The 24,432-nt window shown below is 72.2% G+C and carries 22 protein-coding genes and 1 pseudogene; 12 read left to right on the forward strand and 11 right to left on the reverse strand.

Translation table 11 applies throughout. The features are described from left to right. Window positions 1-1,470, forward strand: coding sequence for a glutamate-cysteine ligase family protein (locus BJZ21_RS08305; RefSeq protein ID WP_179663302.1), 1,470 nt, complete (start codon window positions 1-3; stop codon window positions 1,468-1,470). An 18-nt stretch (window positions 1,471-1,488) separates the two neighbouring features. Here BJZ21_RS08305 and BJZ21_RS08310 read toward each other — a convergent pair whose 3' ends face one another. Further along, window positions 1,489-1,914 carry a hypothetical protein gene (locus BJZ21_RS08310; RefSeq protein WP_179663303.1) on the reverse strand — a complete coding sequence of 142 codons (426 nt, stop codon included), beginning with the start codon at window positions 1,912-1,914 and terminating at the stop codon, window positions 1,489-1,491. 153 nt (window positions 1,915-2,067) lie between these two features. Between BJZ21_RS08310 and BJZ21_RS08315 the strand changes: the two genes are divergently transcribed. The 3 genes from BJZ21_RS08315 to BJZ21_RS08325 all read left to right on the forward strand — a co-directional run bounded on the left by BJZ21_RS08315 (window position 2,068) and on the right by BJZ21_RS08325 (window position 4,665). Next, the gene (locus BJZ21_RS08315; protein ID WP_179663304.1) at window positions 2,068-2,472 is read left to right on the forward strand and encodes a universal stress protein; all 405 of its coding nucleotides are present in this window, start codon (window positions 2,068-2,070) and stop codon (window positions 2,470-2,472) included. 44 nt (window positions 2,473-2,516) lie between these two features. After that, window positions 2,517-3,095, forward strand: a complete 579-nt coding sequence (locus BJZ21_RS08320) for an HhH-GPD-type base excision DNA repair protein (RefSeq protein ID WP_179663305.1) — start codon at window positions 2,517-2,519, stop codon at window positions 3,093-3,095. Window positions 3,096-3,195: 100 nt separating this feature from the next. Next, window positions 3,196-4,665: an RNA polymerase sigma factor gene (locus BJZ21_RS08325; protein WP_179663306.1), complete on the forward strand. Its 1,470-nt coding sequence runs from the start codon at window positions 3,196-3,198 to the stop codon at window positions 4,663-4,665. Between the two features lie 66 nt (window positions 4,666-4,731). On the opposite strand, the gene BJZ21_RS08330 is transcribed toward BJZ21_RS08325, so the two are convergent. From BJZ21_RS08330 to BJZ21_RS08340, 3 genes are all read right to left on the reverse strand, one after another. Continuing rightward, window positions 4,732-5,091, reverse strand: coding sequence for a LapA family protein (locus BJZ21_RS08330; RefSeq protein ID WP_179663307.1), 360 nt, complete (start codon window positions 5,089-5,091; stop codon window positions 4,732-4,734). Window positions 5,092-5,135: 44 nt separating this feature from the next. Continuing rightward, window positions 5,136-5,966 carry an EamA family transporter gene (locus BJZ21_RS08335; RefSeq protein WP_179663308.1) on the reverse strand — a complete coding sequence of 277 codons (831 nt, stop codon included), beginning with the start codon at window positions 5,964-5,966 and terminating at the stop codon, window positions 5,136-5,138. Window positions 5,967-6,065: 99 nt separating this feature from the next. Then, a complete protein-coding gene (locus tag BJZ21_RS08340) occupies window positions 6,066-6,317 on the reverse strand; it encodes a DUF7455 domain-containing protein (protein WP_218851385.1) in 252 nt (83 codons plus the stop codon). Between the two features lie 368 nt (window positions 6,318-6,685). Between BJZ21_RS08340 and BJZ21_RS08345 the strand changes: the two genes are divergently transcribed. Continuing rightward, a complete protein-coding gene (locus tag BJZ21_RS08345) occupies window positions 6,686-8,761 on the forward strand; it encodes a DNA gyrase/topoisomerase IV subunit B (RefSeq protein ID WP_343052260.1) in 2,076 nt (691 codons plus the stop codon). A gap of 20 nt (window positions 8,762-8,781) precedes the next feature. Then, window positions 8,782-9,129 carry a hypothetical protein gene (locus BJZ21_RS08350; RefSeq protein ID WP_179663310.1) on the forward strand — a complete coding sequence of 116 codons (348 nt, stop codon included), beginning with the start codon at window positions 8,782-8,784 and terminating at the stop codon, window positions 9,127-9,129. A gap of 31 nt (window positions 9,130-9,160) precedes the next feature. Here the strand turns inward: BJZ21_RS08350 and BJZ21_RS20895 are convergent, their stop codons facing one another. The 5 genes from BJZ21_RS20895 to BJZ21_RS08375 form a co-directional block, all read right to left on the reverse strand. Next, window positions 9,161-9,985, reverse strand: a complete 825-nt coding sequence (locus BJZ21_RS20895; RefSeq protein WP_218851387.1) for a COG4705 family protein — start codon at window positions 9,983-9,985, stop codon at window positions 9,161-9,163. 96 nt (window positions 9,986-10,081) lie between these two features. Next, entirely contained in the window at window positions 10,082-10,576 is a 495-nt protein-coding gene (locus BJZ21_RS08360; protein ID WP_179663311.1) for a carbonic anhydrase, read from the reverse strand. A gap of 20 nt (window positions 10,577-10,596) precedes the next feature. Continuing rightward, window positions 10,597-12,378: an MFS transporter gene (locus BJZ21_RS08365; RefSeq protein ID WP_179663312.1), complete on the reverse strand. Its 1,782-nt coding sequence runs from the start codon at window positions 12,376-12,378 to the stop codon at window positions 10,597-10,599. After that, window positions 12,375-13,085 (reverse strand): LppX_LprAFG lipoprotein, encoded by a 711-nt coding sequence (locus BJZ21_RS08370; protein ID WP_179663313.1) that lies wholly within the window; start codon window positions 13,083-13,085, stop codon window positions 12,375-12,377. Before BJZ21_RS08370 ends, BJZ21_RS08365 begins: the two co-directional genes overlap by 4 nt. Window positions 13,086-13,090: 5 nt before the next feature. Next, window positions 13,091-15,568, reverse strand: a complete 2,478-nt coding sequence (locus BJZ21_RS08375) for a DNA gyrase/topoisomerase IV subunit A (protein WP_179663314.1) — start codon at window positions 15,566-15,568, stop codon at window positions 13,091-13,093. Window positions 15,569-15,644: 76 nt separating this feature from the next. Between BJZ21_RS08375 and BJZ21_RS08380 the strand changes: the two genes are divergently transcribed. The 4 genes from BJZ21_RS08380 (at window position 15,645) to BJZ21_RS08395 (ending at window position 21,500) form a co-directional block, all read left to right on the forward strand. Further along, complete coding sequence (locus BJZ21_RS08380) at window positions 15,645-18,359, forward strand: bifunctional acetate--CoA ligase family protein/GNAT family N-acetyltransferase (RefSeq protein ID WP_343052037.1); 2,715 nt, start codon at window positions 15,645-15,647, stop codon at window positions 18,357-18,359. 61 nt (window positions 18,360-18,420) lie between these two features. After that, on the forward strand, window positions 18,421-19,758 hold the full coding sequence (locus BJZ21_RS08385) for an MFS transporter (protein WP_179663316.1): 1,338 nt from the start codon (window positions 18,421-18,423) through the stop codon (window positions 19,756-19,758). Window positions 19,759-19,770: 12 nt separating this feature from the next. Continuing rightward, window positions 19,771-20,361 carry a DUF5998 family protein gene (locus BJZ21_RS08390; RefSeq protein ID WP_179663317.1) on the forward strand — a complete coding sequence of 197 codons (591 nt, stop codon included), beginning with the start codon at window positions 19,771-19,773 and terminating at the stop codon, window positions 20,359-20,361. Beyond that, window positions 20,358-21,500 (forward strand): alkaline phosphatase family protein, encoded by a 1,143-nt coding sequence (locus tag BJZ21_RS08395; RefSeq protein ID WP_179663318.1) that lies wholly within the window; start codon window positions 20,358-20,360, stop codon window positions 21,498-21,500. The genes BJZ21_RS08390 and BJZ21_RS08395 overlap by 4 nt, the downstream gene beginning before the upstream one ends. A 138-nt stretch (window positions 21,501-21,638) precedes the next feature. On the opposite strand, the pseudogene BJZ21_RS08400 reads toward BJZ21_RS08395, so the two are convergent. Next, window positions 21,639-22,241: pseudogene (locus tag BJZ21_RS08400) on the reverse strand (transposase); the annotation flags it as partial. Between the two features lie 258 nt (window positions 22,242-22,499). On the opposite strand from BJZ21_RS08400, the gene BJZ21_RS08405 reads away from it, so the two are divergent. Beyond that, window positions 22,500-22,859: a hypothetical protein gene (locus tag BJZ21_RS08405; protein ID WP_218851389.1), complete on the forward strand. Its 360-nt coding sequence runs from the start codon at window positions 22,500-22,502 to the stop codon at window positions 22,857-22,859. Between the two features lie 35 nt (window positions 22,860-22,894). On the opposite strand, the gene BJZ21_RS08410 is transcribed toward BJZ21_RS08405, so the two are convergent. Beyond that, window positions 22,895-23,548, reverse strand: a complete 654-nt coding sequence (locus BJZ21_RS08410; protein ID WP_179663320.1) for a thymidine kinase — start codon at window positions 23,546-23,548, stop codon at window positions 22,895-22,897. A 44-nt stretch (window positions 23,549-23,592) separates the two neighbouring features. Here BJZ21_RS08410 and BJZ21_RS08415 point away from each other — a divergent pair, with 44 nt between their 5' ends. Continuing rightward, window positions 23,593-24,432, forward strand: a complete 840-nt coding sequence (locus BJZ21_RS08415) for a sulfurtransferase (protein WP_218851392.1) — start codon at window positions 23,593-23,595, stop codon at window positions 24,430-24,432.

The raw sequence follows: 24,432 nt of genomic DNA on the forward strand, positions 1-24,432 counted from the left end.
ATGGGCGAAGACGTGGAGCAGCAGGAGTTCTCCCGGAGCGACCGCACCCAGCACCGGGAGAAGGTACGCCGCTGCCTGGACGTGTTCGCCCGGATGCTGCGCGAGTCCCGCTTCGACACCGACGACCCGATGACCGGGCTCGAGGTCGAGCTCAACCTCGTCGACGAGCTCGGCGACCCGGCCCTGAAGAACGACGAGGCCCTCGAGGCGATCGCCGACCCGGACTTCGTCACCGAGCTCGGCCAGTTCAACCTCGAGATCAACGTGCCGCCCGCGAAGCTGCGCGAGGGCGGCCTCACGGCCTTCGAGGAGCGGCTGCGCAGCAGCCTCAACCACGCCGAGGAGAAGAGCTCCCAGGTCGGCGCCCACCTGGTGATGATCGGCATCCTGCCGACGCTGGCCGAGGGCCACATGAGCGTGGCCAGCCTCAGCCGGAACCCCCGCTACCGGTTGCTCAGCGAGCAGATCCTCGACGCCCGCGGCGAGGACATCACGCTGAGCATCGCGGGCGACGAGGAACGGCTGCGGACCACCGCGGACTCCATCGTGCCCGAGGCGGCCTGCACCAGCACGCAGTTCCACGTGCAGACCTCGCCCGACCAGTTCGCGGCGTACTGGAACGCCTCGCAGGCGATCGCGGCGGTGCAGCTGGCGCTGGCCGCGAACTCGCCGTACCTCCTGGGCCGGCAGCTGTGGCGGGAGACCCGGATCCCGCTGTTCGAGCAGGCCACCGACACCCGCAGCGAGGAGCTGAAGGCGCAGGGGGTGCGGCCGCGGGTGTGGTTCGGCGAGCGCTGGATCACCTCGGTCTTCGACCTGTTCGAGGAGAACGTCCGGTACTTCCCCGCCCTGCTCCCGGTGCTGGAGGAGGAGGACCCGCTCGAGGTGCTCGAGTCCGGCGGCACCCCGCAGCTCGCCGAGCTGCGCCTGCACAACGGCACCGTCTACCGCTGGAACCGCCCGGTCTACGACGTGGTCGACGACCTGCCCCACCTGCGCGTGGAGAACCGGCTGCTCGCCTCCGGGCCGACGGTCGCGGACACGATGGCCAACGCGGCCTTCTACTTCGGCCTGGTGCGCCGGCTCGCCGAGAGCCCGCGGCCGCTGTGGTCGCAGATGTCCTTCAGCGCCGCGGAGGAGAACCTCCACGTGGCCGCGCGCGAGGGCATCGAGGCGCAGGTCTACTGGCCGGGCGTCGGTCAGGTGCGCGCCACCGAGCTGGTGCTGCGACGCCTGCTGCCGCTGGCGAAGGAGGGCCTGGACGACTGGGGCGTCTCCGCGGAGGAGAGCGACCGGCTGCTGGGCATCATCGAGCAGCGCTGCCTGACCGGGACCAACGGCGCCGAGTGGTTCGTGCGCCGGATGGCCCGGCGCGCGGACATGGAGCGCTTCGACGCGCTGCGCGCGACGCTGCTGGACTACCGGGAGCGGATGCACAGCAACGAGCCCGTCCACGCCTGGGACGAGTGAGCGCCGCCGACCCTCGCCTCACCGGTGACGCGAGCGGTCCCGCGGCCGGAGCCAGGCGCGGGCGGTGCCGCTGCGCGGGTCCCACCAGCCCTGCCGGGTGACCACGACCAGCGTGAGGGGCAGACCCGCCTCGGCGTACGCCGAGCGGGCCGCGGCCAGCCACGCCGCGTCGGCGTCCTGCAGCACCGCCTCGCCCGACCGGGTCAGCCACACCAACGGCACCCGGGTGGCGCCGCGGGTGCGCGCCACCAGGGCGGCGAGCACGTCCGCCCGCAGCGCATGGTCGAGGCCGGGCTCCTCGACGAAGGACGCTCGCGACCCCGTGGGGTCGCCCACGTTGACCCGGACGGGCGGGCGGCGCCGGGCCTCCCCGGCCAGGTCGAGCACCGCCCGGCGCAGGACGCGCTGCAGCGCCCGGTCGACCGGCTCGGTGATGCCCTCCACGCGATCCCCCTCGTCCGGCCCCCTCGCGGCCCACCCTGCCCGGTCGCGACCTCCGGTGCGCGCAGCCCTCCACAGGCTGCCGCCGGTGGCCGGCAGCCGGTAGGTTGACCGGCGGGTCGCGAGCGCGGCCGGGAGTCGAGACGAGGAGGGCCGATGGGGACCGTCGTGGTGGGCTACGTGCCGAAGCCGGAGGGCGAGGCCGCCCTGGACCGGGCGATCGACGAGGCGAAGCTGCGGGGCACCGACCTCGTGGTGGTCAACTCGCACCGCGGTGGCCAGGAGTTCGACGGCGAGGCGGCCCGGCGGGCCGAGTCGGACATGGCCGCCGTCCGCGCCAGGCTCGACGAGGCCGGCGTGACCTACGACGTCCGTCAGCTGGTGCGTGGCTTCGAGCCGGCCGAGGACCTGATCAGCATCGCCGAGGCCAGCTCCGCGGAGCTGATCGTGATCGGGCTGCGCCGCCGCTCCCCGGTGGGCAAGCTCATCCTGGGCAGCAACGCCCAGCGGATCCTGCTGGACGCCCACTGCCCGGTCCTGGCGGTCAAGGCCGGCGCCTGAGTCCCGCCGGGGCCGGTATTGGCCCGGTGGGGGAGGATGGCCCCATGTCGTTCCAGATGACCGGGTTGCCGGAAGCCGACGACGTCCTCGACCGCTACCCGTTCGCCGTCGTCGTCGGGATGATGCTCGACCAGCAGTACGGCATGGAGCACGCCTTCCGGGGCGGCTGGAAGGTGCTGAGCCGCTTCGACACCCTGGAGCCCGCGGCGATCGCCGCCGCCGATCCGGAGGCGTTCAAGCAGCTGTGCAGCCAGCCCCCGGCGATCCACCGCTTCCCGGGGTCGATGGCCTCCCGGCTGCAGGAGCTGGCCGCGCTGGTCGACTCCAGGTACGCCGGCGACGTCACCCGGCTGTGGACGGAGCCGGCGACGGGCCAGGAGCTCTTCGCCCGGGTCCAGGAGCTGCCGGGCTTCGGCCGGCAGAAGGCGCAGATCTTCGTGGCGCTGCTCGCCAAGCAGCTCGGCGTGCGCCCCGAGGGCTGGGAGACGGTGGCCGGCGACTACGCGCTGGAGGGGTATCGCTCGGTGGCCGACGTCGTCGACGCCGACTCCCTGCAGAAGGTGCGTGAGTTCAAGAAGCAGAAGAAGGCGGCGGCCAAGGTCACGCCGTCCATGTCCGGGTGAATGACCGATCCTCACCCACCACGTGGCAGAATGAACCCGCGGCCTTGACGACTCCGGGCCTCGCCGCGCCCACGTGGTCCTGAACTGCCAGTTACGAGAGGTGTTCGTGTCCTCGAACGCACGCAAGTTGCTCCCTGCCGAGGTGCTGTCGCACCCTGCCGTCGCGGCCCTGGTCGAGAAGGGCACGCCCACGGGCAGCCTGACCCCAGAGGAGGTGCGCCAGGCCAGTGAGGACGCGGCCGTCGAGCCACGCCACCTCAAGGCGTTGCTGGCCCATCTCAGCGCGCTCGGCATCTCCGTGCACGTGACCGCGACCAGCTCGCGGGCCGTCGCAGCGACGTCCACGCGCAAGACCACCACCGCCAAGGCGGCCAAGAAGGCGCCGGCCCGCAAGCCGGCCACGTCGGCCGCGGCGAAGAAGGCGGCCGCGGCCGCTGCGGAGCCCGCCGAGGTCGAGGTCGAGGTCGAGGTGCCCGCCGAGGGCGCGGCCCCGGTGATCGGCCCGGACGGCAAGAAGGTGCTGCCGGACGTGCCCGACGAGCAGTTCGAGAAGGACGTCGCGGCCGACCCGACGATCGAGCAGGACGAGAAGTCCGCCAGCTTCGTGGTCTCCGCCGCCGACGACACCGACGAGCCCGAGCAGCAGGTCATGGTCGCGGGTGCGACCGCCGACCCGGTCAAGGACTACCTCAAGCAGATCGGCAAGGTGCCGCTGCTGAACGCCGAGATGGAGGTCGAGCTCGCCAAGCGGATCGAGGCCGGCCTGTTCTCGGAGGAGAAGCTCGCCAAGGGCGGCAAGGTCTCCGAGAAGCTCCGCGAGGAGCTCGAGTGGATCGCCGAGGACGGCCGCCGCGCCAAGAACCACCTGCTGGAGGCGAACCTGCGTCTGGTCGTGTCGCTGGCCAAGCGCTACACCGGCCGCGGCATGCTGTTCCTGGACCTGATCCAGGAGGGCAACCTGGGCCTGATCCGTGCGGTCGAGAAGTTCGACTACACCAAGGGCTACAAGTTCTCGACCTACGCGACCTGGTGGATCCGGCAGGCCATCACCCGGGCCATGGCCGACCAGGCGCGCACCATCCGCATCCCGGTGCACATGGTCGAGGTCATCAACAAGCTTGCTCGGGTCCAGCGGCAGATGCTGCAGGACCTCGGTCGCGAGCCCACTCCGGAGGAGCTCGCCAAGGAGCTCGACATGACCCCCGAGAAGGTCATCGAGGTCCAGAAGTACGGCCGCGAGCCGATCTCGCTGCACACACCTCTCGGCGAGGACGGCGACTCCGAGTTCGGCGACCTGATCGAGGACTCCGAGGCGATCGTCCCGGCGGACGCGGTCTCGTTCACGCTGCTGCAGGAGCAGCTGCACGCCGTGCTGGACACGCTCTCCGAGCGCGAGGCCGGCGTGGTGAGCATGCGCTTCGGCCTGACCGACGGTCAGCCGAAGACCCTCGACGAGATCGGCAAGGTCTACGGCGTGACGCGCGAGCGGATCCGCCAGATCGAGTCCAAGACCATGTCGAAGCTTCGCCACCCCTCGCGGTCGCAGGTGCTGCGCGACTACCTGGACTGACGACACCGACACGCCCCGACGGCCCGCCGCGACACGTTCATCGCGGCGGGCCGTCGGCGTTCGGCGTCAGCGACGCTTCTCGCGCCGCACCCGGCGCCGCAGCTGGAGGATCCGGAGCGAGCCCGCGACGCCGGCGAGGAAGAGCCCGGCGATCGTGGCGATGAGCAGGCTGACCGCGAGCGGAGCGGTGCCGGACCACGCCAGGAACGACACGCTGACGTCCTGGGTGTTCTGCGCGATGAAGATCACCAGCAGGATCAGCACCAGTCCGAGCCCGATCACAGCGGCCCAGAACCCGCTGGTGCGCGACCCGCGCAGCGGGTCCTTCCCCGGGGCGGCAGGGGTGGCCGGGGCCTCCGGGCCGCGGGCGGCGTCAGCCGAGGGACCGGCGGGCTCGTGGGACGGCGGTGTCGGGTTCTCGCTCATGCCTCATGTCTACCCGAGCCGGGAAAGCCCGAGCTCGCGGCGGCTCAGCCGGTCGCGACGAGCGAGACCGCGACGACACAGAGCCCGAGGCCGAGCGCCTGCGCCCGGTGCACGTGCTCACGCAGCACCGAGGCCGCCAGCAGCACGGTGAACGCGGGGTAGAGCGAGGCGATCACCGCGGTCACGGTGAGGTAGCCACCGTGCGTCGCGACCAGGAACGACGCGGTCGCGACGGCGCCGAGCAACCCGCTGACCAGTCCGCCGAGGGCGAGACGGTCGCGGGGGACCCAGGTGGCACCGAGCAGGGCCGCCACCACGGCGATCGTGAGGGCGGCCACCAGCTGGTTCAGCGCCAGCGGCAGGAAGCCGGCCTCCTCGGGGACCTGGGCGAGCGCGGCGAACAGCGAGCCGAAGCCGAGGCCGGCCAGCACGCCGTCGGTGACCCCGGACCCCACCGGGGCCGGTCCGGTGGCCGGTTCCCGGGCGACCAGCCAGATGCCCGGCAGCGCGGCGAGCACGCCCAGCCACACCAGCGCGCCCGGCCGTTCGCCGGTGAGCACGCCCACCACGACCGGCAGCGTCGCCGCGCCGACCCCCGACACCGGCGCCACGACCCCCATCCGGCCCGAGGACAGGCCTCGGTAGAGGAACGCCGTACCGAACCCGTTGCCGAGGCCTGCGACCGCGCCCCAGGCGTAGTCGGCGGGGCCGGGGGAGCCGCCCACGACCAGGGCCAGGCAGGCCACCAGGACCGCCCCACCGAGGGCGGCGACGAACGCCACCGACCAGGGGCTGGTCCGCTTGGCGGTGACGCCGCCCACGAAGTCCGACAGGCCGTAGGACATCGCCGAGAGCAGCGACAGCAGGATGCTCACGCGGCACACCCTCGCACACCGACGCGGGCGGCCGGGAACCGCCGGAAATGCCGACGGCCCCGGACGATGTCCGGGGCCGTGGGGTGGTCTGGGTCGGGCTCAGTGCTCGTCGTCGGGCACCGAGGCAGGGGTGGGTGCGAGCCTGTGCGTCTCGTCGTGGACGTTGGCCGCGATCTCTCGCAGCTTGTCACCGTGCTCCCGCGCGTGGTGCGCGCAGAAGAGGAGTTCACCGCCGGCCTGGAGCTCCACACGAAGGTAGGCCTGGGCTCCGCAACGGTCGCAGCGGTCCGCAGCGGTCAGCGCGGCGGTTGGGGCAACTGCAGTGGTCACATCGGCCTCATTTCTGTTCATCGTGTCTTCCTCAACGTAGCGACGGGGACCAAAGATTCCCGGCGCCACGTGGCACCCGACACGCATATCCCATCATGGAGTTACTTCCCCTCCCTCCGGGGTCCCACACCTCGGATCACCCATATGGGGGGAGAGTCTTCTAGCCCTGTTGAAGTGTGGCCCGTGCGTGGCCGGTCCCGCAGCGGATATCCGAGCCGGGGCCCGATCGTGTCCGCATCGTGACGTGCGCTCACGGTAGACCTGCCCGCCCCCGCCGCCGGGAAGGCGAGCCTCCGGCGGCGCCCGGCGTGTCGCAGGTAGATTCAGCGGTGCACGAGCACCGGGTCCGTTGGGGATCCGAGACGGATTTCGCACGCTGGGAGCCGACGATCGACAACACCTACAACGCCGCGCACCTCCTCGTCCTGGAGGGGCTGGAGGCGGTCCGGAAGCGTCCGGGCATGTACATCGGCTCCACCGACACCCGGGGCCTGATGCACTGCCTGTGGGAGATCATCGACAACGGTGTGGACGAGGCGCTCGCGGGCCATGCACACCGGGTCGAGGTCACCCTGCACGGGGACGGCTCGGTCGAGGTGCACGACGACGGCCGCGGCATCCCGACCGACAAGGAGCCCAAGACGGGGCTGCCCGGCGTCGAGGTGGTGGCCACCAAGCTGCACGCGGGCGGCAAGTTCGGCGGCGGCTCCTACAACGCCACCGGGGGCCTGCACGGCGTCGGCCTGTCGGTGGTCAACGCGCTGTCGGCGCGGATGGACATCGACGTGGACCGTTCCCCGTCGGCCCAGGGCCTCTCGTTCCGCCGCGGCGTCCCGGGCGTGTTCGACGGCGACGGGCCGACCGCCGGCTTCGAGGCGAGGTCGGGACTGACCCGGAAGGGCGGCCGGGTCGGCAAGGGACGCTCCGGCACCCGGATCCGCTTCTGGCCGGACCGCCAGATCTTCACCAAGGACGCGGTCTTCGAGCTCGAGGGCCTGCTCGGTCGGGCGCGGCAGACGTCGTTCATCGTCCCCGGCCTCGAGCTGGTCATCCGCGACCTGCGCGGCGCCGGTTCCGACGGCGAGGGCCCGGTGGAGGAGAAGTTCCGCCACGACGGCGGCATCACCGAGTTCGCCGACTTCCTCGCCTCCGACGAGCCGGTCACCGACGTGCTGCGGCTGCAGGGCACCGACACGTTCACCGAGACGGTGCCGCTGCTCGACGAGCAGGGGCACATGACCCCGCAGGAGGTCGAGCGGGAGCTGGTCGTGGACGTGGCGGTGCGGTGGGGCACCGGCTACGACACCGAGCTGCGCTCGTTCGTCAACGTGATCGCCACCCCGAAGGGCGGCACCCACGTGGCCGGCTTCGAGCAGGCGCTCACCAAGACCTTCAACGAGGCGATGCGCGCCACCAAGGCGCTGAAGGTCAACGACGCCGACGTGGTCAAGGACGACGTGCTGGAGGGGCTCACCGCCGTCGTCACCGTGCGGTTGGCCGAGCCGCAGTTCGAGGGCCAGACCAAGGAGATCCTGGGCACGCCGGCCGCGCGCAGCGTGGTGCGCAAGGTGGTCTCGGCGGAGCTGAAGACGTTCCTGACCTCCTCCAAGCGCCACGAGAAGGCCCAGGCCAAGCTGGTGATGGAGAAGGTCGCCGGCGCCGCCAGGACGCGCCTCGCGGCCCGCCAGCACAAGGAGACCCAGCGCCGCAAGAACGCACTGGAGTCCTCCACGCTGCCCTCCAAGCTGGCCGACTGCCGCTCGGGCGACAACGAGAAGACCGAGCTGTTCATCGTCGAGGGCGACTCCGCGCTCGGCACCGCCAAGCTCGCCCGCAACTCGGAGTTCCAGGCGCTGCTGCCGATCCGCGGCAAGATCCTCAACGTCCAGAAGGCCTCGGTCGGCGACATGCTGAAGAACGCCGAGTGCGCCTCGATCATCCAGGTCGTCGGCGCCGGCTCGGGACGGACCTTCGAGCTGGAGGCCCGCCGCTACGGCCGGATCATCTTCATGGCCGACGCCGACTCCGACGGCGCCCACATCCGCACGCTGCTGGCGACGCTCTTCTTCAAGTACATGCCCGACCTGATCAAGGCCGGACGCGTCTACTCGGCCGTCCCGCCGCTGCACCGCATCGAGATCTCCAACCCCAGGAAGGGGATGGAGAAGTACCTCTACACCTACTCCGATGCGGAGCTGCAGCGGAAGCTGGCGGAGCTGAAGAAGAGGAACATCCGCTGGAAGGACCCGGTGCAGCGCTACAAGGGCCTCGGCGAGATGGATGCCGACCAGCTGGCCGAGACCACGATGGACCCGCGGCGCCGGACGTTGCGACGGATCACCGTCGACGACGCCGACGCGGCGGCCGGCGTCTTCGAGCTGCTGATGGGCTCCGAGGTCGCTCCGCGCAAGGAGTTCATCGTCCAGGGTGCCTACGAGGTCGACGTCGAGGCGCTGGACGCCTGAGCACGGGAACGGGGGAGACGATGGAGGACCACTTCGAGCCTGCCGGGTGGGCGCTGGGGCTGTCGGGGGTCGCCGTGCTGGCCGGCGCGTGGCTCGCGTATGTCACCGGTGACGTGGTGGGCGGCGTCCGCACCCACATGGACGCGACCCTGGTGCTGGGCGTCCTCGGCCTGGTGCTGGTCGGCGACGGGCTCGCGCTGCTCCACCACGGCCAGCAGACGATCCGTCGTCGCGGGCGGGAGGCGGAGGCCGCTCGGCTGGCCGCGGAGGAGGACGAGCGGCGCCGGGCCAGGGAGACGCTGCGAGCCCAGCAACAGGCCCAGCAGCAGGCCCAGCAGCGGGTGGAGCGGCACGACACCGACCACTGAGGCGCCGCGAGGCACGCCGCCCGGCGGCGGGTCAGGCCTCGGCGTCGACCGGGATGGGGCGCTGGACGTCGTGGCCCGACCGGTGGGCCCAGGTCACCAGCAACGCGATCGCCAGGACCAGCAGGCCGGTGAGGTTCAGGTCGCCGAAGCCCAGCCCGCCGCCGATCTCGTGCTCCTTGCCGATCCAGTCGGCGAACGACGCGCCGAGGGGGCGGGTCAGCACGTAGGCCGCCCAGAAGCACAGGGTGCCGTTGACGCCGAGCCGCCAGGCGGCCAGCGGCACCAGGATGGCGGCGAGGAAGAGCAGCCCCGCGGCCAGGAAGCCGAGGTGCATCGTCAGACCGGTCAGGTCACCGACGGCCGTGCCGAGCGCGAACGTGGCCAGCACGGTCGCCCAGTAGAAGCGCTCGCGCCGGCGGGTGTCGATGTGATGGATCGACAGCGTGCCCTCCGCGCGCCGCCACCAGGCGAACAGCCCGGCCACGAGCAAGGCGTAGAAGGCGGAGGTGACGTAGTAGGACAGGCCGGTCGCGACGTGCAGGACGTCGGCGACCATGGTGCCGAACACCGCCACCATCGAGACGCAGAACCAGTACGTCGGGGCGTGGTAGCGGTCGCTGCGCAGCTGGAGCCACAGCGCGAGGACGAAGCCGCCGACGCCGACCAGCCCGCCGAGCACGAGACTCGCCTCGCCGAGCCCGTCCGAGGCGGCCTCGCCCATGCCGGTGGTCAGGACCTTGATCACCCAGAACAGGGCGGTGATCTCGGGGACCTTGGCGGCCAGGGGCTCGCGGCGGCCGGAGGGCTGGGGGGTCGCGCGCAGGCTGCTGGTGCTGGTGGTGGGTGAGGAGGTCACCAGAGGAACGCTAGACACGAAGTCCTGCCGGAAACCTGACAGCGCGGTCGCGCACGCCGTGAGGTGTGCCACCCACGGGCGGCGGCGCCGCCGCGGTCAGAACTTCTGGTCGAGCAGCCCGGTGTCGACGTCGTACACGAAGCCGCCCACCTGCACCGTGTCCGGGATCAGCGGGTGGCTGCGGACCCGGTGGACGTCGTCGCCGAGGGCCGCGACCTGGTCCGCGACCACGTGGAAGCGCTGCCAGGACACGTCCTGGCCGGCGGACTCGCCGACCCGCTGGTGCAGCTCCTCCTCGGAGCTGGACGTCATCGCGCAGCGCGTGTGCGGGACCACGAGGATCCGCGACACGTTGAGCAGGTGCACCCCCAGCACCAGCGCCTCCAGGGCCGCGTCGGTGACGCGCCCGCCGGGGTTGCGGAAGATCTTCGCGTCGCCGGCGCGCAGGCCCACGACGCGCAACGGGTCGATCCGGGAGTCCATGCAGGTCACGATGGCGATGCCCGCGTGGGCGATGCCGTCGAAGCCGCCGAGGGAGAAGTCGGCAGCGAACTCGCGATTGGCAGTGAGGAGGTCGTCGAAGTCAGCCACGCCGGTAGGTTAGCGGACCCTCAGCCGGCGGCCCGCAGCATCTCACCCGCATCGATCGCCCGGGTGCCCGCGCCGCGGAACAGCACGAGCGCCAGCCCACCCGCGACCAGCGCGCAGACCGCGGCGCCGGCGAAGACCGTGTGCTCCTGGGCGGTGCCCGCGACCTTGAGCAGCCGGGTGAACTCCGCGCAGCGGCTGCCGCCGCCGCAGACCGCCCGAACAGTGGGCAGGTCGGCCTGCTCGGCGTAGTAGCGCCGCAGCCCGATCGTGGTGAGGGCCGAGATGCCGACCAGCATGCCGACCATCCGGGCGACGACGACGAGCGCGCTGGCCAGACCGTGGTCGCGGTCGTCGGTGGCGGCCAGCACCGCCGCGTTCACCGGGGCCAGGGCCAGCCCGAAGCCGAGGCCCCCGAGCAGCAGCGGGGCGTTCGCGGTGCCGTGGTGGAGGCTGGTCAGCCCCCACCGGCTCATGAGCAGGAAGCCGACCGCCGCGAGCAGCATGCCGCCCGCGGTGACGACGCCCGCGGGCAGCGTGCGGGTGAGGTAGCCGCCGAGCACGGCCCCGACCGGCAGCGCGACCAGGAACCTCACCAGCACCAGGGCGGCCATCAGCTGGGAGTCGCCGTACACCGTGGTGCGGGCGAAGATCGGGATGTCGATCAGGGCCGCGATCAGCGCGGCGCCCACGAAGAAGCTCACCGCGAGGGAGCCCCAGGCGGGGATACGCCGGAGCGCGCCGGCCGGCACCAGGGGAGCCGGGGACTGACGCAGGTGCACCACGAACGCGACCGCGGCGACGGCCGAGCCGAGGAGGTACCAGCCGCCCTGCGCGGAGAACACCTGCACCTTCGGGTCCGCCGTGGCGAACGCCAGGATCACCCCCGCGAGCGCGAGCGCGAGCAGGGCGGCGCCCACGAGGTCGGCCTCCCGCACCGTGCGCCACCAGCCCCGCAGGTCCAGCAGCGGGCGGGCCGCGGTCAGGCAGCGGACCACCAGCAGCGCCCCCGCCACGATCGCGACCGACCCGATCGGCGTGAGCCAGCGGCCGCCACCGCCCCAGGAATCGGGCAGGAACGGGATGAACAGCCGGCCCCAGGTGAGGTCCTGGAGCAGCTGGGTGGGTCGCACGAACACCACCGCGCCCACCAGCAGCGTGACCGCGAGCAGCAGGGCGCCGAGGAGGTCCGGACGGCCGGGCGTCGACGCCCGGGCGGGCGCCTCCCGCCCGGTGAGCACGGGGAGGCGGATCGCGGCGGCGAGCACCAGGCCGACGGCCAGGTTGACCAGGAAGATCGCGCGCCAGTCGGCGACGGCGAGCACGAGCGCACCGAACAGCGGGCCCAGCACGCTGCCCAGCTCCTGGACGGCCGACACCACGCCGAGCGGGACGCCGCGGCGCTGGACGGGGTAGAGGTCCGCGACCAGCGCCAGCGTCGCCGGCACCAGGCCGCCCCCGCCGACGCCCTGGAGGAACCGGCCCCCGACCAGGGTCGGCAGGTCGTAGGCGACGGTGGTCAGCAGCGAGCCGGCCGCGAACAGCACCAGGCAGGACACCAGGACCGGGATCCGCCCGTGCAGGTCGGCGATCCGGCCGATGAGCGGCAGCATCGCGACGTAGCCCAGCAGGAACCCGGACACGATGGGGGCGGCCCGCTGCAGCTGGTCGATCCCGATGCCGACCCCGTTCATCATGTCCGGCAGCGCCAGCACGACGACGTAGGTGTCGGCCGCCGCGAAGGCGACCGCGACGGCCGCGAGCGCGAGCAGCAGGTGCGGACGGCCGGTCGACCGGGTGGTCACGGGGCGGTGATGTCCTTGTCCGTGCCGTAGTCCTCGAAGGTCAGGGTGTAGGTCATCGGGTCCGAGTGCGGGTAGAACACCCCGGTGAGCTCCGCCTGGCGCAGCTGGTCGTCGCCGGTGAGCGTGTACGTCGCGTCGAAGTCGCCGGACGCCCCGGGCAGGACGTGCTTCACCTCGGCGCCGGAGACGTGGCCGGAGTAGGTGGTCAGCACCTCCTTGTTGTCGGTGCCGCCGCGCACGCTGTCGCCCTTCCGCACGCCCGTGGTGGCGGTGAGCAGCGAGGAGACCCCCTGGTCGGGGCTGAGCAGCTGGGCCGGGTCGGGCGCGCCGTACGAGCCGGGGTCGATGTCCTGCCAGCCTGAGGTGAACGGGAGCTGGACGTAGACCTTGCCGCCCACGGACACCACGGGCACCGCGACCGACTGGCCGCCCAGCACCACGGTGATCTTGCCGTCGAACGCCGGAGCGTGGGTGGCGACGCCCTCGGCGTGCTGGACGCCCGTGACCCCGGAGGGCAGGTCGTCGGTGGCGAGGGTGAGGTCGACGCCGCTGGTGCGGTCGAGGGTCTTCTTCGCCGTCGCCAGGACCTGGGTGGGCGACGCCTCCGACCTCGAGGAGGAGGCGCTGTCGCAGGCGGCGAGCGTCCCGGTCAGGACGAGCCCGCCCAGCAGGGCGGCGAGCGCGGCGGTCGGTCGCTGCAGCGGCATGGTCCTCACCCTGCCACGGGCCCGTCCACGCGCAAGGACACGGGACCCGCGCAGGCGGCGATCGGCTGGGCCACGGGGACGCCGGAGCCGTCCCGTCGGCCGGTGGCGGGTGGAAGCTCGACGGGGGCGCCGCTGGTCGCGGACGCCCGGGCGGGGGCGGTGCCGGCCCAGGCGAAGACCAGCGCGTCCTCCCCCTTGAGGAACCGGTGGCAGCGCACCCCGCCGGTGGCGCGGCCCTTGGCCGGGTACTCGGCGAAGGGCGTGACCTTGACCGAGCCCGGCTCGGTGCCGGGCAGCGCGGTCGAGGAGCCGGAGGCGGTCACCACGACCGACCCGTCCGGGGCCGCGGGGTCGACCACGCCGAACCAGACCACGCGCTCGCCGGCGGTGACCCGGACGCCCGCGATGCCGCCGCCGGAGCGGCCCTGGGGACGGACCGCGTCCGCCCCGAAGTGCAGGAGCTGCGCGTCGGAGGTGATGAAGCAGAGCGTCTCCTCGCCGGTGACCAGCTCGACCGCGCCGACCACCTCGTCGCCGTCCTTGAGCGAGACCACCTCCCACTCCTCGCGGGCGAGCACCTCGGGGTTGACCCGCTTCACCACTCCCTGGCGGGTGCCGAGCGCCAGGCCCGGCCCCTCGGTGGGCAGCGCGGACAGGGCGAGGACCCGCTCGCCCGCCTCCAGCTGGACCACCTCGCTGAGCGGTACGCCGCCCTGCAGGTTCGGGTCGTTCGCCGAGGCGGGGATCGCCGGCAGGTCCAGCACGCTGAGCTTGACCAGCCGTCCACGCGAGGTCACCACGCCGACCTCGCCCCGGACGGTCGTGCGCACCGCCGAGACCACCACGTCGTGGTTGGCGCGGTCGCCGCCGGAGCCGATCGCCCCGTCGGTGGTGGAGCGCGCCAACAGCCCGGTGGAGGAGAGGAACGCGAAGCACGGGTCGTCGGCGACCTCCAGCGGCACGCTCGCGGCGGTCACCGCGGTGCCGGCCGACTCCAGCAGGACGGTGCGCCGGGGCGTGCCGTAGGTCTTGGCGACCTCCGCGAGCTCCTCGGAGACGACCTTCCAGCGCAGCTTCTCGTCGTTCAGGATCGCGTCGAGCTCCTCGATCTCGCGGCGCAGCGTCTCCTGCTCCTTCTCCAGCTCGATCCGGCTGAAGCGGGTCAGCCGGCGCAGCTGCATCTCGAGGATGTAGTCGGCCTGGGCCTGGGAGAGGTCGAAGACCGAGATCAGCCGCTCGCGGGCCGCGGCGGCGTCGTCACTGGTCCGGATGACCTGGATGACCTCGTCGATGTCGAGCAGCGCGATCAGCAGGCCGTCCACGAGGTGCAGCCGCTCGGCCTTCTTGTTGCGCCGGAACTGCGAGCGGCGCCGTACGACCTCGAACCGGTGGTCGAGGAAGACCCGGAGCAGCTCTCGCAGGCCGAGCGTGCGGGGCTGGCCGTCGACCAGCGCCACGTTGTTGATGCCGAAGGTGTCCTCCATCGGCGTCAGCTTGTACAGCTGCTCCAGCAGGGCCTCGGGGTGGAAGCCGTTCTTGACCTCGATGACCAGGCGCAGCCCCTTCTCGCGGTCGGTGAGGTCCTTGATGTCGGAGATGCCCTGGAGCTTCTTGCCCTGGACCAGGGTCTTGATCCGCTCGATGACCTTCTCGGTGCCCACGCCGTACGGCAGCTGGGTCACGACGATGCCCTTGCGGCGCGGCGTGACCGACTCCACCCGCGCGGTCGCGCGCATCCGGAAGGTGCCGCGCCCGGTCTCGTAGGCGTCGCGGATCCCCTCGAGGCCGACGATCTTGCCGCCCGTCGGCAGGTCCGGGCCCGGGATGAACCGCATCAGCCCGTCCACGTCGGTGTTCGGGTGGTTGATCAGGTGGCGCAGCGCCTGGACGACCTCGACGAGGTTGTGCGGCGCCATGTTGGTGGCCATGCCGACCGCGATGCCGGTGGTGCCGTTGACGACCAGGTTGGGGATCGCGGCCGGCAGCACCGAGGGCTCGAACTCCCGGCTGTCGTAGTTGGGCCGGAAGTCGACGGTGTCCTCGTCGATGGAGGCGGTCATCGCGACGGCCGCGGGCGCCATCCGGGCCTCGGTGTAGCGCATCGCGGCGGGGGAGTCGTCCGGCGAGCCGAAGTTGCCGTGGCCGTCGATGAACGGCAGCCGCATCGACCAGGGCTGGGCCATCCGCACCATCGCGTCGTAGATCGCGCTGTCGCCGTGGGGGTGCAGCCGACCCATCACCTCACCGACGACGCGGGCGCTCTTCACGTGGCCGCGGTCGGGCAGCAGCCGCATGTCGTTCATCGTGTAGAGGATCCGGCGCTGCACCGGCTTGAGGCCGTCGCGCGCGTCGGGGAGCGCCCGGGAGTAGATGACGGAGTAGGCGTACTCCAGGAACGACGACTCCATCTCCTGCTTGATGTCGGTGTCGAGGATGTGCTCCTCGAAGTCGTCGGGGAGCTCCTGCTTGGTGGGCCGTGCCATGGGGGCATTCTCCCCGGTGGCACCGACGGATCGCCTGAGGGGCACGCCGGAGGGAGGCACGAGTAGATTGCGCCTCGTGACCGGCACCGAGCCCTCGACCACGGACCCGGCCCCCGCGGCGCCTCGCCACTGGGAGTCCGACGTGCTGCTGCGCGACGGCCGGACGGCGCACATCCGCCCGATCGAGCCGGCGGACGCCGACCTCCTCGTGGAGTTCTACGACCGGGTCTCGGACCAGTCGAAGTACTACCGCTTCTTCTCCCCGATGCCCCGCCTGTCCGACCGCGACGTCGCCCGCTTCACCCGGGTGGACCACATGGAGCGGGTGGCGTTCGTCGTGCTCCTGTCGGGGCAGATGATCGCGGTGGGGCGCTACGACGTCATCAAGCGGGGCGAGGCCGAGGTGGCCTTCCTCGTCGAGGACCGGCACCAGGGTCGCGGCCTCGCGCAGATCCTGCTCGAGCACCTCGCCCAGGCCGGCCGCGAGCGGGGCATCGAGCGGTTCGTCGCCGAGGTGCTGCCCGACAACAGCCGGATGATCCAGACCTTCCGCGACGCCGGCTACCGGGTCGCCAGCGAGTACGAGGACGGCGTGCTGGCGCTGGAGTTCCCGATCGAACCGACCGAGACCGCGATCGGGCTGATGGCCGGCCGGGAGCACCGCGCCGAGTCGGCCTCGATCGAGAAGTTCTTCAACCCCCGCTCGGTGGCCGTGATCGGTGCCAGCCGCCGGCAGGAGACGGTCGGCCAGGCGCTGGTGCGCAACCTGGTCCTCGGCGACTACACCGGCCGGGTCTACGTGGTGAACCCGAACTCCCGCGCCGTCGCCGGGCTCCCGGCGTACCCGACCGTGGGCGACATCCCCGACGACGTCGACGTGGCCGTGGTCGCGGTGCCCGCCGACGCGGTCCAGGACGTGGTCCTCGACTGCGCCGCCAAGGGCGTGCACGGGCTGATCGTGATCTCCTCCGGCTTCGCCGAGACCGGCGAGGAGGGCCGGCAGCGCCAGCGCCGGCTGGTCGGGCTCTCCCGCTCCTACGGCCTGCGGCTGATCGGCCCCAACTGCCTGGGCATCATCAACACCGACCCGGGGGTCTCGCTCAACGCCTCGCTGTCGGGCGTGATGCCGCCGCGCGGCCGGGCGGGCTTCTTCTGCCAGTCCGGAGCGCTGGGCTCGGCGATCCTGGAGAAGGTCAACAACCGCGGGCTGGGGCTCTCGACGTTCGTCAGCGCCGGCAACCGTGCCGACGTCTCCGGCAACGACCTGCTGCAGTACTGGGAGGAGGACGACTCCACCGAGGTCGTGCTGCTCTACCTCGAGTCGATCGGCAATCCGCGCAAGTTCTCGCGGATCGCCCGCCGGGTCTCGCTGCGCAAGCCGATCGTCGCGGTCCGCTCCGGGCGCACCACCCAGGGCGTGCCCATGGGCCACGCCGTGCGCAAGATCGCCGCGCCGCCGCAGGCCGTCGACGCGATGTTCCGCCAGGCGGGCGTGATCCAGGTGGACACGCTGGAGGAGATGTTCGACGTCGCCCAGCTGCTGGCCCACCAGCCGCTGCCGCGCGGACGCCGGGTGGCCGTCGTCGGCAACTCCGACGCGCTCGGGCTGCTGGCCGCCGACGCCGCCGCCGCGGTGGGACTGGTCGTCAACAAGTCGGTCGCCCTGGGCGCGGACGCGACCGCCGAGGACTTCGAGGACGCCCTCGACGACGCGATCGACGACCCGGAGATCGACTCGGTGGTCGCGGTCTACATCCCGCCCCTCAACGTCTCCGGCGAGGACGTCGCCAACGTCCTCGCCGCCGTGGGCGAGCAGTCCGACAAGCCGCTGGTCTCCTCCTTCCTCGGCGCCGAGGGCGTCCCGGAGCTGCTGCGGGTGCCCGACCTGGCCGGCTCCACGGCCGGTCGCGGCTCGGTGCCGTCGTACCCCGCCGTCGAGGCCGCGGTGCGCGCGCTGGCCCGGGTCGTGGAGTACGCCGTGTGGCTGCGCACCCCCGACGGCCCGCCGGTCGGGCCCGACGAGGTCGACGTCCGGGCCGCGAAGCGGGTCGTCGACCAGCTGCTGCGCCGTCACCCCGAGGGCACCCGGCTGGACCACGAGGACCTGACCGCGCTGCTCGCGGCGTACGGCGTGGAGCTGTGGCCGACCCGGCCGGTGTCCGACGTCGAGGAGGCGGTGCGGGCCGGGAGCGACCTCGGGTGGGACGTGGTGCTGAAGGCCACCGCCGAGCACCTGCGCGAGCGCCCCGACCAGGCCCACGTCTGGCGGCACATCGACACCGTCGAGGAGATGAAGGACGCCTGGGAGTCCCTCACCGCGAGGATCGCCGACCCGGACCGGGCCGGCTTCGTGGTGCAGAAGAACTCCACGCCCGGGGTCCCGGTCGCGATCCGCAGCATCGAGGACCCCCTGTTCGGCCCGGTGGTCTCCTTCGGCATCTCCGGGCCGCTGAGCGAGCTGCTGGCCGACAAGGCCTACCGGATCCCGCCGCTGGGGGAGCGGGACGCCGCCGCGATGGTCCGCGAGATCAAGGCCTCGCCGATGCTGTTCGGCTACCGCGGCAGCGAGGTGGTCGACGTCGCCGAGGTCGAGCGGCTGATCCGCCGGGTCGCCCAGCTGCAGAACGACCTGCCCCAGGTCAGCTCCCTGGAGCTGTCCCTGGTGCTGGCCGGCGCCGAGGGCGCCACCGTGCTCACCGCGGCCGCGCGGGTCGACCCGGTCTCCGACCAGCGCTCGGACTGGTTCGTGCGCCGGATGCCGGCGCACCCCGGGGACACCATCCCCGGCTGAGCCGGCGAGGCCCCGATAACGATTGGCACACGGGCCCCACGAGCACCGAGAATCGGGCCTCGTGACCGACGCCCCGCCCGCCCCCGGCAAGCTGCGCCTGCGCGACCTGGATCCGCGGGTGCACCGCCTGTTCCTGGGGTTCGCGTTCTCGGCCCTGGGCAGCGGCCTGACCATGCCGTTCCTCTACGTCTACCTCGCCGAGGTGCGCGGCATCTCGACCGCGACGGTCGGCCTGATGTTCGGGTGGATGGGGCTGCTCGGCTTCGTGCTGAGCCCGGTCGGCGGCTCGCTGATCGACCGGTTCGGTCCGCGCCCGGTGATGATCACCGGCCTGGTGGTCGAGGCGGCGTGCACAACCTCGATCGGGCTCGTGGAGAACGTCGCCGGCGCGTTCGTCGTCGGCTCGCTGATCGTCGTGGGCACCGTCGGCCTGTGGCCCGCGGCGACCGCGATGCTCACCCGGCTGGTGCCGGCCGAGGGGCGGGAGAAGGTCTACGGCCTGAACTTCATGCTGCTCAACGCCGGCCTCGGCATCGGCGGGCTGATCAGCGCCACGATCGTCGACATGTCCTCGGTCGCGTCGTTCCAGCGGCTCTACGTCATCGACGGCCTGACCTACCTCGCCTACATCCTCGTGCTGGTCACGATGCCGCGCGGCACCGGGCTCGCGCCCTCGCTCGACGCGCCCGCGAGCGCCGTGGGCGGCGAGGGCGGCGAGGGCGGCGAGGGCGGCGAGGCCGTCGAGGAGGAGCAGCCCTCGTGGGCGGTGGTGCTGCGCGACCGGACCCTGCTGCGCGTCGTGGCGATCTCGATCCTGGCGATCACCTTCGGCTACTCCCAGATGGAGGCGGGGCTCGCGGCGTACGCCGTCTCGGTGGCCGGCATCCCGGCCCACGCGCTCGGCTGGGCGTACGGCGCCAACACGGCGGCGATCGTCGCCGGGCAGCTGGTCACGCTGCGGATGATCCGGGGCCGCCGGCGCAGCCTGATGCTGGCCGTCTGTGCGGGCACCTGGTCGGTCTCCTGGCTGGTCATCGCCGCCTCCGACGCCGTGGACGGCTGGGCCGCGGTGGCCGCGATCATCATCGGGCTCGGGCTCTTCGGTGCGGGCGAGACGCTGTGGGCGCCGCTCGCCCCGGCCATCGTCAACGACCTGGCCCGCGAGGACATGCGGGGCCGGTACAACGCGCTGCAGGGCATGACTTGGACCGTCGGGTCGATCGTCGGACCGGCCTCGGCGGGCCTGCTGATCGGCCACGGCCTGCCCCACCTGTGGGCCGCCCTGGTCGTGGGCGGGACCGCGCTGGCGGCGGTGCTCTTCGTCGACCTCCGGCGACACCTGAGCCTGGCCCAGGACGGCGTGCCGCAGTCCGTGCCGGTCCCCGTCGAGGTTGCGTGACAGACTGCAGGCATGCGCACCAGCAGGACCACGGAGGACCGGGACCGCACGCTCGAGCTCCGGCACGCGATCGAGCGGACCGGCTACTACCCCGAGGTCGTCGCCGACGGTGTCGACTCGGCGGTCGCGGGGGAGCAGGTGGTGTCGTTCTTCGTGCACCACGAGCCGACCTTCGAGCGTGACGAGGTCCGCCGGCACCTGAGCGTGATCGTGCTGACCCCGACCCGGCTGGTGCTGGCCCACACCGACGAGCACACCGGTGACGACCTGCTGCCCGAGCCCTACACCTCCACCTCCACGGAGGCCGTGAGCCTCTCGGCGGTCAAGTCGGTGGTGGTGACGCGGATGATCGCGAACCCCACCTCGGGCCCGAGCCAGCCGGCCGAGGCCGTGCTGACGATCGGGTGGGGCGGGGTGAGCCGGCTGGACCTCGAGCCCGCCGGCTGCAGCGACCCGGAGTGCGACGCCGACCACGGCTACACCGGGGTGCTGGCCTCCGACGACTTCTCCCTGCGGGTCTCGTCGGCCGCCGACGGCGGCGACGCGGTCACCGGGCTGCTGTCCTTCGCCGAGTCGCTCTCGGCGCGGACGCACACGGCGTGACGCTCGCGGCCGCGGGGGCCGGGTTCGTCGAGCCGGCCTACCACGAGCGGTCCCTGGGGGACGTGGTCCCGGCCGTGGCGGTGGCGCTGGGCCGCCCGCTGCGCGACCAGGACGCCCCCTCGCGGCTGGTGCTGCCCGAGGCCGCGGCGTACGTCGTGTTCCTCGTCGACGGCATGGGCGCGCGGCTGCTGGAGCGCTACGCCCACGCCGCGCCCTACCTCTCCTCGCTGCTGGCCGAACAGTCGCCGGCGACCGCGGGCGTGCCGTCCACGACCGCCACCAGCCTGACCTCGCTCGGCACCGGCCTCACCCCGGGCGCGCACGGCCTGGTCGGCTTCACCTCGCGGGTGCCGGGCACCGACCGGCTCCTGAACGCGCTGCTGTGGGACAAGGACGTCGACCCGCTGGAGTGGCAGCCGCACCCGACCGCCTTCGCGCGGCTGCGGGAGCGCGGCGCCGCGGTCACCGTGGTCAACAAGCGCGAGTTCGTCGGCTCCGGGCTGACCGTCGCGGCGCACCGCGGGGCCGACTACGTCGGCGCCGACAAGGTCGGGGAGCGGATCGCCGCGGCCGTCGGCGCCGCCGGCGAGAGCCCCTCGCTGACCTACCTCTACGACGGCGACCTCGACTGGACCGGGCACCGCTACGGCGTGGCCTCGAGCCAGTGGCTGCAGCAGCTGTCGATGATCGACTCCGAGGCCGAGCAGCTGCGCGACGCGCTGCCCTCGGCGACCCGGCTGCTCGTGGTGGCCGACCACGGGATGGTCGACTCCGCGCCGGAGAGCCGGGTCGACGTCGACGAGCTGCTCGAGCTGCGGGACGGGGTCGCGCTGTTCGGCGGCGAGGCGCGGTTCCGCCACCTCTACTGCCACCGGAGTGCGGTCGACGACGTGGTCGCCACCTGGACCGAGGTGCTCGGCGACCGCGCCGAGGTGATGACCCGCGACGTCGCGGTGGCCCGCGGCTGGTTCGGGACCGTGGAGCCCGCCGTACGTCCCCGCCTCGGCGACGTGGTGGTGGCCGCCCGCGGCGACACCGCGATCCTGTCGACCTCCGACTTCCCCTACGAGGCCACGCTGGTCGGGCTGCACGGGTCGCTGACGCCCGAGGAGATGCTCATTCCGCTGGTCGTGAGCTGAGCCCGGATCCACCGCCGTGATTCTTGGGCGGTAATTTCAGGGGTCGTCGTGGGCGCCGGGCCGTTGGCGTGGCTGACCTGCCGGTTTGCGCCGGCTCTTCCACTTCGGTCCTCGGTTGCGCCGTCGTCGGCTGGGTGGTCAGGTCGTGGCGGCGGCCGGTGGTCCGGTTGCGGTCGACCACAACGATTTCCAGTCCGTCGCCCATGGCCAGTGGGTGGGCAGGTGCAGGACGAGCCGTCGGCCGGTGGCCGCGATTCGGGCGGGAACGTTGATGATCCGGGTCCGCAGGGTGGCCCAGCGGGCGGTGCGCATCGACGCGGCGACGGCGGTGGCGCGGGCGATGTTGAACGCGATCACGGCGCAGGCGACCCAGGCTGCGTTGGCCGCGTACTTCCCTGATGGCAGGTGCGCCAGCGGGCCGTCCTTGAGCTCGGCGATGACCTGCTCGACCAGGGCGTGGTCGCGGTGGCGTTGGTCGGCTTCCACCACGGGCAGTGTGCTGTTGGTGATGAAGGCGTGGTGGCGGTAGGTCGCGAACAACTCGCCCTGTGTGCTGCCGTCGGATGCGAGCGGCTGGAGGCGCTTCACGCGTCGAACGACCAGCCGACAGGGCACGTGTTCGGCCTTGCGGCGGCTGGTGAACGCGACGAACGGCACCTCGGCGACCTGGGCATCGCTGACCCAGCGTTGCTCGTCCTCGTCGTAGACCGCATTGGGGTACTTGATGGCCTTCCACGCATCCGGATATTCGTTTGTCGAAGTCCTGGTACTGGGTCAATGCTGCCAATGGGTGCACCCAACAGGTAGACGTTCAGGATCTTGTCACGCATGAGGCTGGACATGCGTTCGGCTTGCTTGATGTGGATTCTGTGGCTCACGAGTATCTGACCATGGCGGGTGGTGCTGACTATTGTGTGACCCGCGACAGGACCCTCGGGAAGGGTGACATTCTTGGTCTCAATTATTACGACTCCTAGACGGAAGTCGCTGAACTCGTTGGTGAGGGAGATTTCTCTTGGGGCGTGTGCGGTGTTGGTGCTCGTCGGCTCGTCAGGATGCGGGGGGACACAGGAATCGTCGAACGCGAAAGACCGGCCCACGGAGTTCGACTGCGCCACCGTCGACACGAATCTCGACCCGATGCGTGAAGCCATGGGAAAGGACACGCCCACTGCCGCTGCGGCTGACTACCTGCCTGACGGCGCTGAGGTCGTCTCAAAGCCGACAGATCTCAGCAAGGCCACGAGACAGGTGACCTTCTACGCCTACGACGACGGTGACCTGGTCGCTCAGGTCGAGGTCCACCAGTTGATGGCGGGGCACGGATGGTGGACCTTGGCCGCGAGGCGGTGCACCTAGTCCCGACGTCCCCGACGTCCTCGACGGCGTCCCGGTTACCCGAAGGGCAGCGGCTCCGGGGCGAGGCTGACCGCCTTGGCCCGGGCGGCGGTCAGCCGGCGCCGGTGGTGCTGGCGGCAGAGCACCTCGTAGGCGACCTCGGCGGGGGTCTCGTCGGGGTTCTCGACGTCACCCACGACGATCACGTCGCCCTCGACGACCATCACGCCGTTCTCGGTGCGGGCGTTGTGGGTGGCGCGCTTGCCGCACCAGCACAACGCCTCCACCTGGAGGACGTTCATCCGGTCGGCCAGCTCCACCAGCCGGGCGCTGCCCGGGAAGAGCGCGGTCCGGAAGTCGGTGAGGATGCCGAACGCGAAGACGTCGATCTGCAGCTCGTCGACGACCTTGGCCAGCTGGTCGATCTGGTCGCTGGTGTAGAACTGCGCCTCGTCGCAGATCAGGTAGTCGATCCGGCCGCCCTGGGTCAGGGTCCGCACCACGTAGGTCCAGAAGTCGAAGGTGTCGTCGACCTCGATCGCCTCGTGGGTCAGCCCGAGGCGGCTGGAGAGCATCGCCTCACCCGCCCGGTCGCGGGTGGTGAAGATCCGGCCGACCCGTCCCCGCGCCGCGTGGTTGTGGTTCGTCTGGAGCGCGAGGGTGCTCTTGCCGGAGTCCATGGTTCCGGTGAAGAAGTGCAGTTCAGCCACGGGTCACGATCCTTTCACAGGGCCCGTGCTGCAGGATGGCCGCCATGACCGGTCCGCTGATCTCCGCCGACGAGCTGCTCTCCGCACTGCGTGGGGAGCCGGACGTCCCGAGGCCCACCGTCCTCGACGTCCGCTACCGCCTGGGCGGCCCCGCCGGGCCGGGGGAGTACGCCGCCGGGCACGTGCCGGGCGCGGCGTACGTCGACCTCGACACCGACCTCGCGGCCCCGCCCGGCGACGGTGGTCGGCACCCGCTGCCGCACGCCGGCGTGTTCGAGGCCGCGATGCGCCGGGCCGGCGTCTCCGGCGCCCGGCCGGTTGTCGTGTACGACGACTGGTCCGGGCTCGCGGCGGGGCGGGCCTGGTGGCTGCTGCGCCACCACGGCCACCCGGACGTCCGCGTCCTCGACGGTGGTTGGGAGGCCTGGAAGCGAGCCGGGGGAGAGGTCGAGACCGGGGAGCCGGGGCCGGCCGCCCACGGGGACTTCGTCGCCTCGCCGGGCCACCTGCCGGTGGTCGAGGCGGACGCGGTGCCCGGCGTGCGCGTCCTCGTCGACGCCCGGGCCCCGGAGCGCTACCGCGGCGAGACCGAGCCGCTCGACCCGGTCGCCGGCCACATCCCGGGCGCGGTCAACGTGCCGACCGCCCGCAACCTGGGGGACGACGGCCGGTTCCGCTCGGCCGAGGAGCTGCGCGCGCTCTACGCCGAGGTCGGCGCCACCCCGGAGGCGGGAGCGCGCGGCGAGGTCGCGGCGTACTGTGGCTCCGGCGTGACCGCCGTCCACGACATCATCGCGATGGAGGTGGCCGGGATCCGGGCGGCGCTGTACCCCGGCAGCTGGAGTGGCTGGATCACCGATCCGGCGAGGCAGGTCGAGCGGTGA

Origin of the sequence: Nocardioides panaciterrulae (genome assembly GCF_013409645.1) — a bacterium.
Taxonomy (GTDB): Bacteria; Actinomycetota; Actinomycetes; order Propionibacteriales; family Nocardioidaceae; genus Nocardioides; species Nocardioides panaciterrulae.

Coding starts and splice junctions, on each gene's coding strand:
- BJZ21_RS08305 (WP_179663302.1), top strand. CDS start 1: ATGGGCGAAGACGTGGAGCAGCAGGAGTTCTCCCGGAGCGACCGCACC.
- BJZ21_RS08315 (WP_179663304.1), top strand. CDS start 2,068: ATGGGGACCGTCGTGGTGGGCTACGTGCCGAAGCCGGAGGGCGAGGCC.
- BJZ21_RS08320 (WP_179663305.1), top strand. CDS start 2,517: ATGTCGTTCCAGATGACCGGGTTGCCGGAAGCCGACGACGTCCTCGAC.
- BJZ21_RS08330 (WP_179663307.1), bottom strand. CDS start 5,091: ATGAGCGAGAACCCGACACCGCCGTCCCACGAGCCCGCCGGTCCCTCG.
- BJZ21_RS08340 (WP_218851385.1), bottom strand. CDS start 6,317: ATGAACAGAAATGAGGCCGATGTGACCACTGCAGTTGCCCCAACCGCC.
- BJZ21_RS08350 (WP_179663310.1), top strand. CDS start 8,782: ATGGAGGACCACTTCGAGCCTGCCGGGTGGGCGCTGGGGCTGTCGGGG.
- BJZ21_RS08370 (WP_179663313.1), bottom strand. CDS start 13,085: ATGCCGCTGCAGCGACCGACCGCCGCGCTCGCCGCCCTGCTGGGCGGG.
- BJZ21_RS08375 (WP_179663314.1), bottom strand. CDS start 15,568: ATGGCACGGCCCACCAAGCAGGAGCTCCCCGACGACTTCGAGGAGCAC.
- BJZ21_RS08390 (WP_179663317.1), top strand. CDS start 19,771: ATGCGCACCAGCAGGACCACGGAGGACCGGGACCGCACGCTCGAGCTC.
- BJZ21_RS08415 (WP_218851392.1), top strand. CDS start 23,593: ATGACCGGTCCGCTGATCTCCGCCGACGAGCTGCTCTCCGCACTGCGT.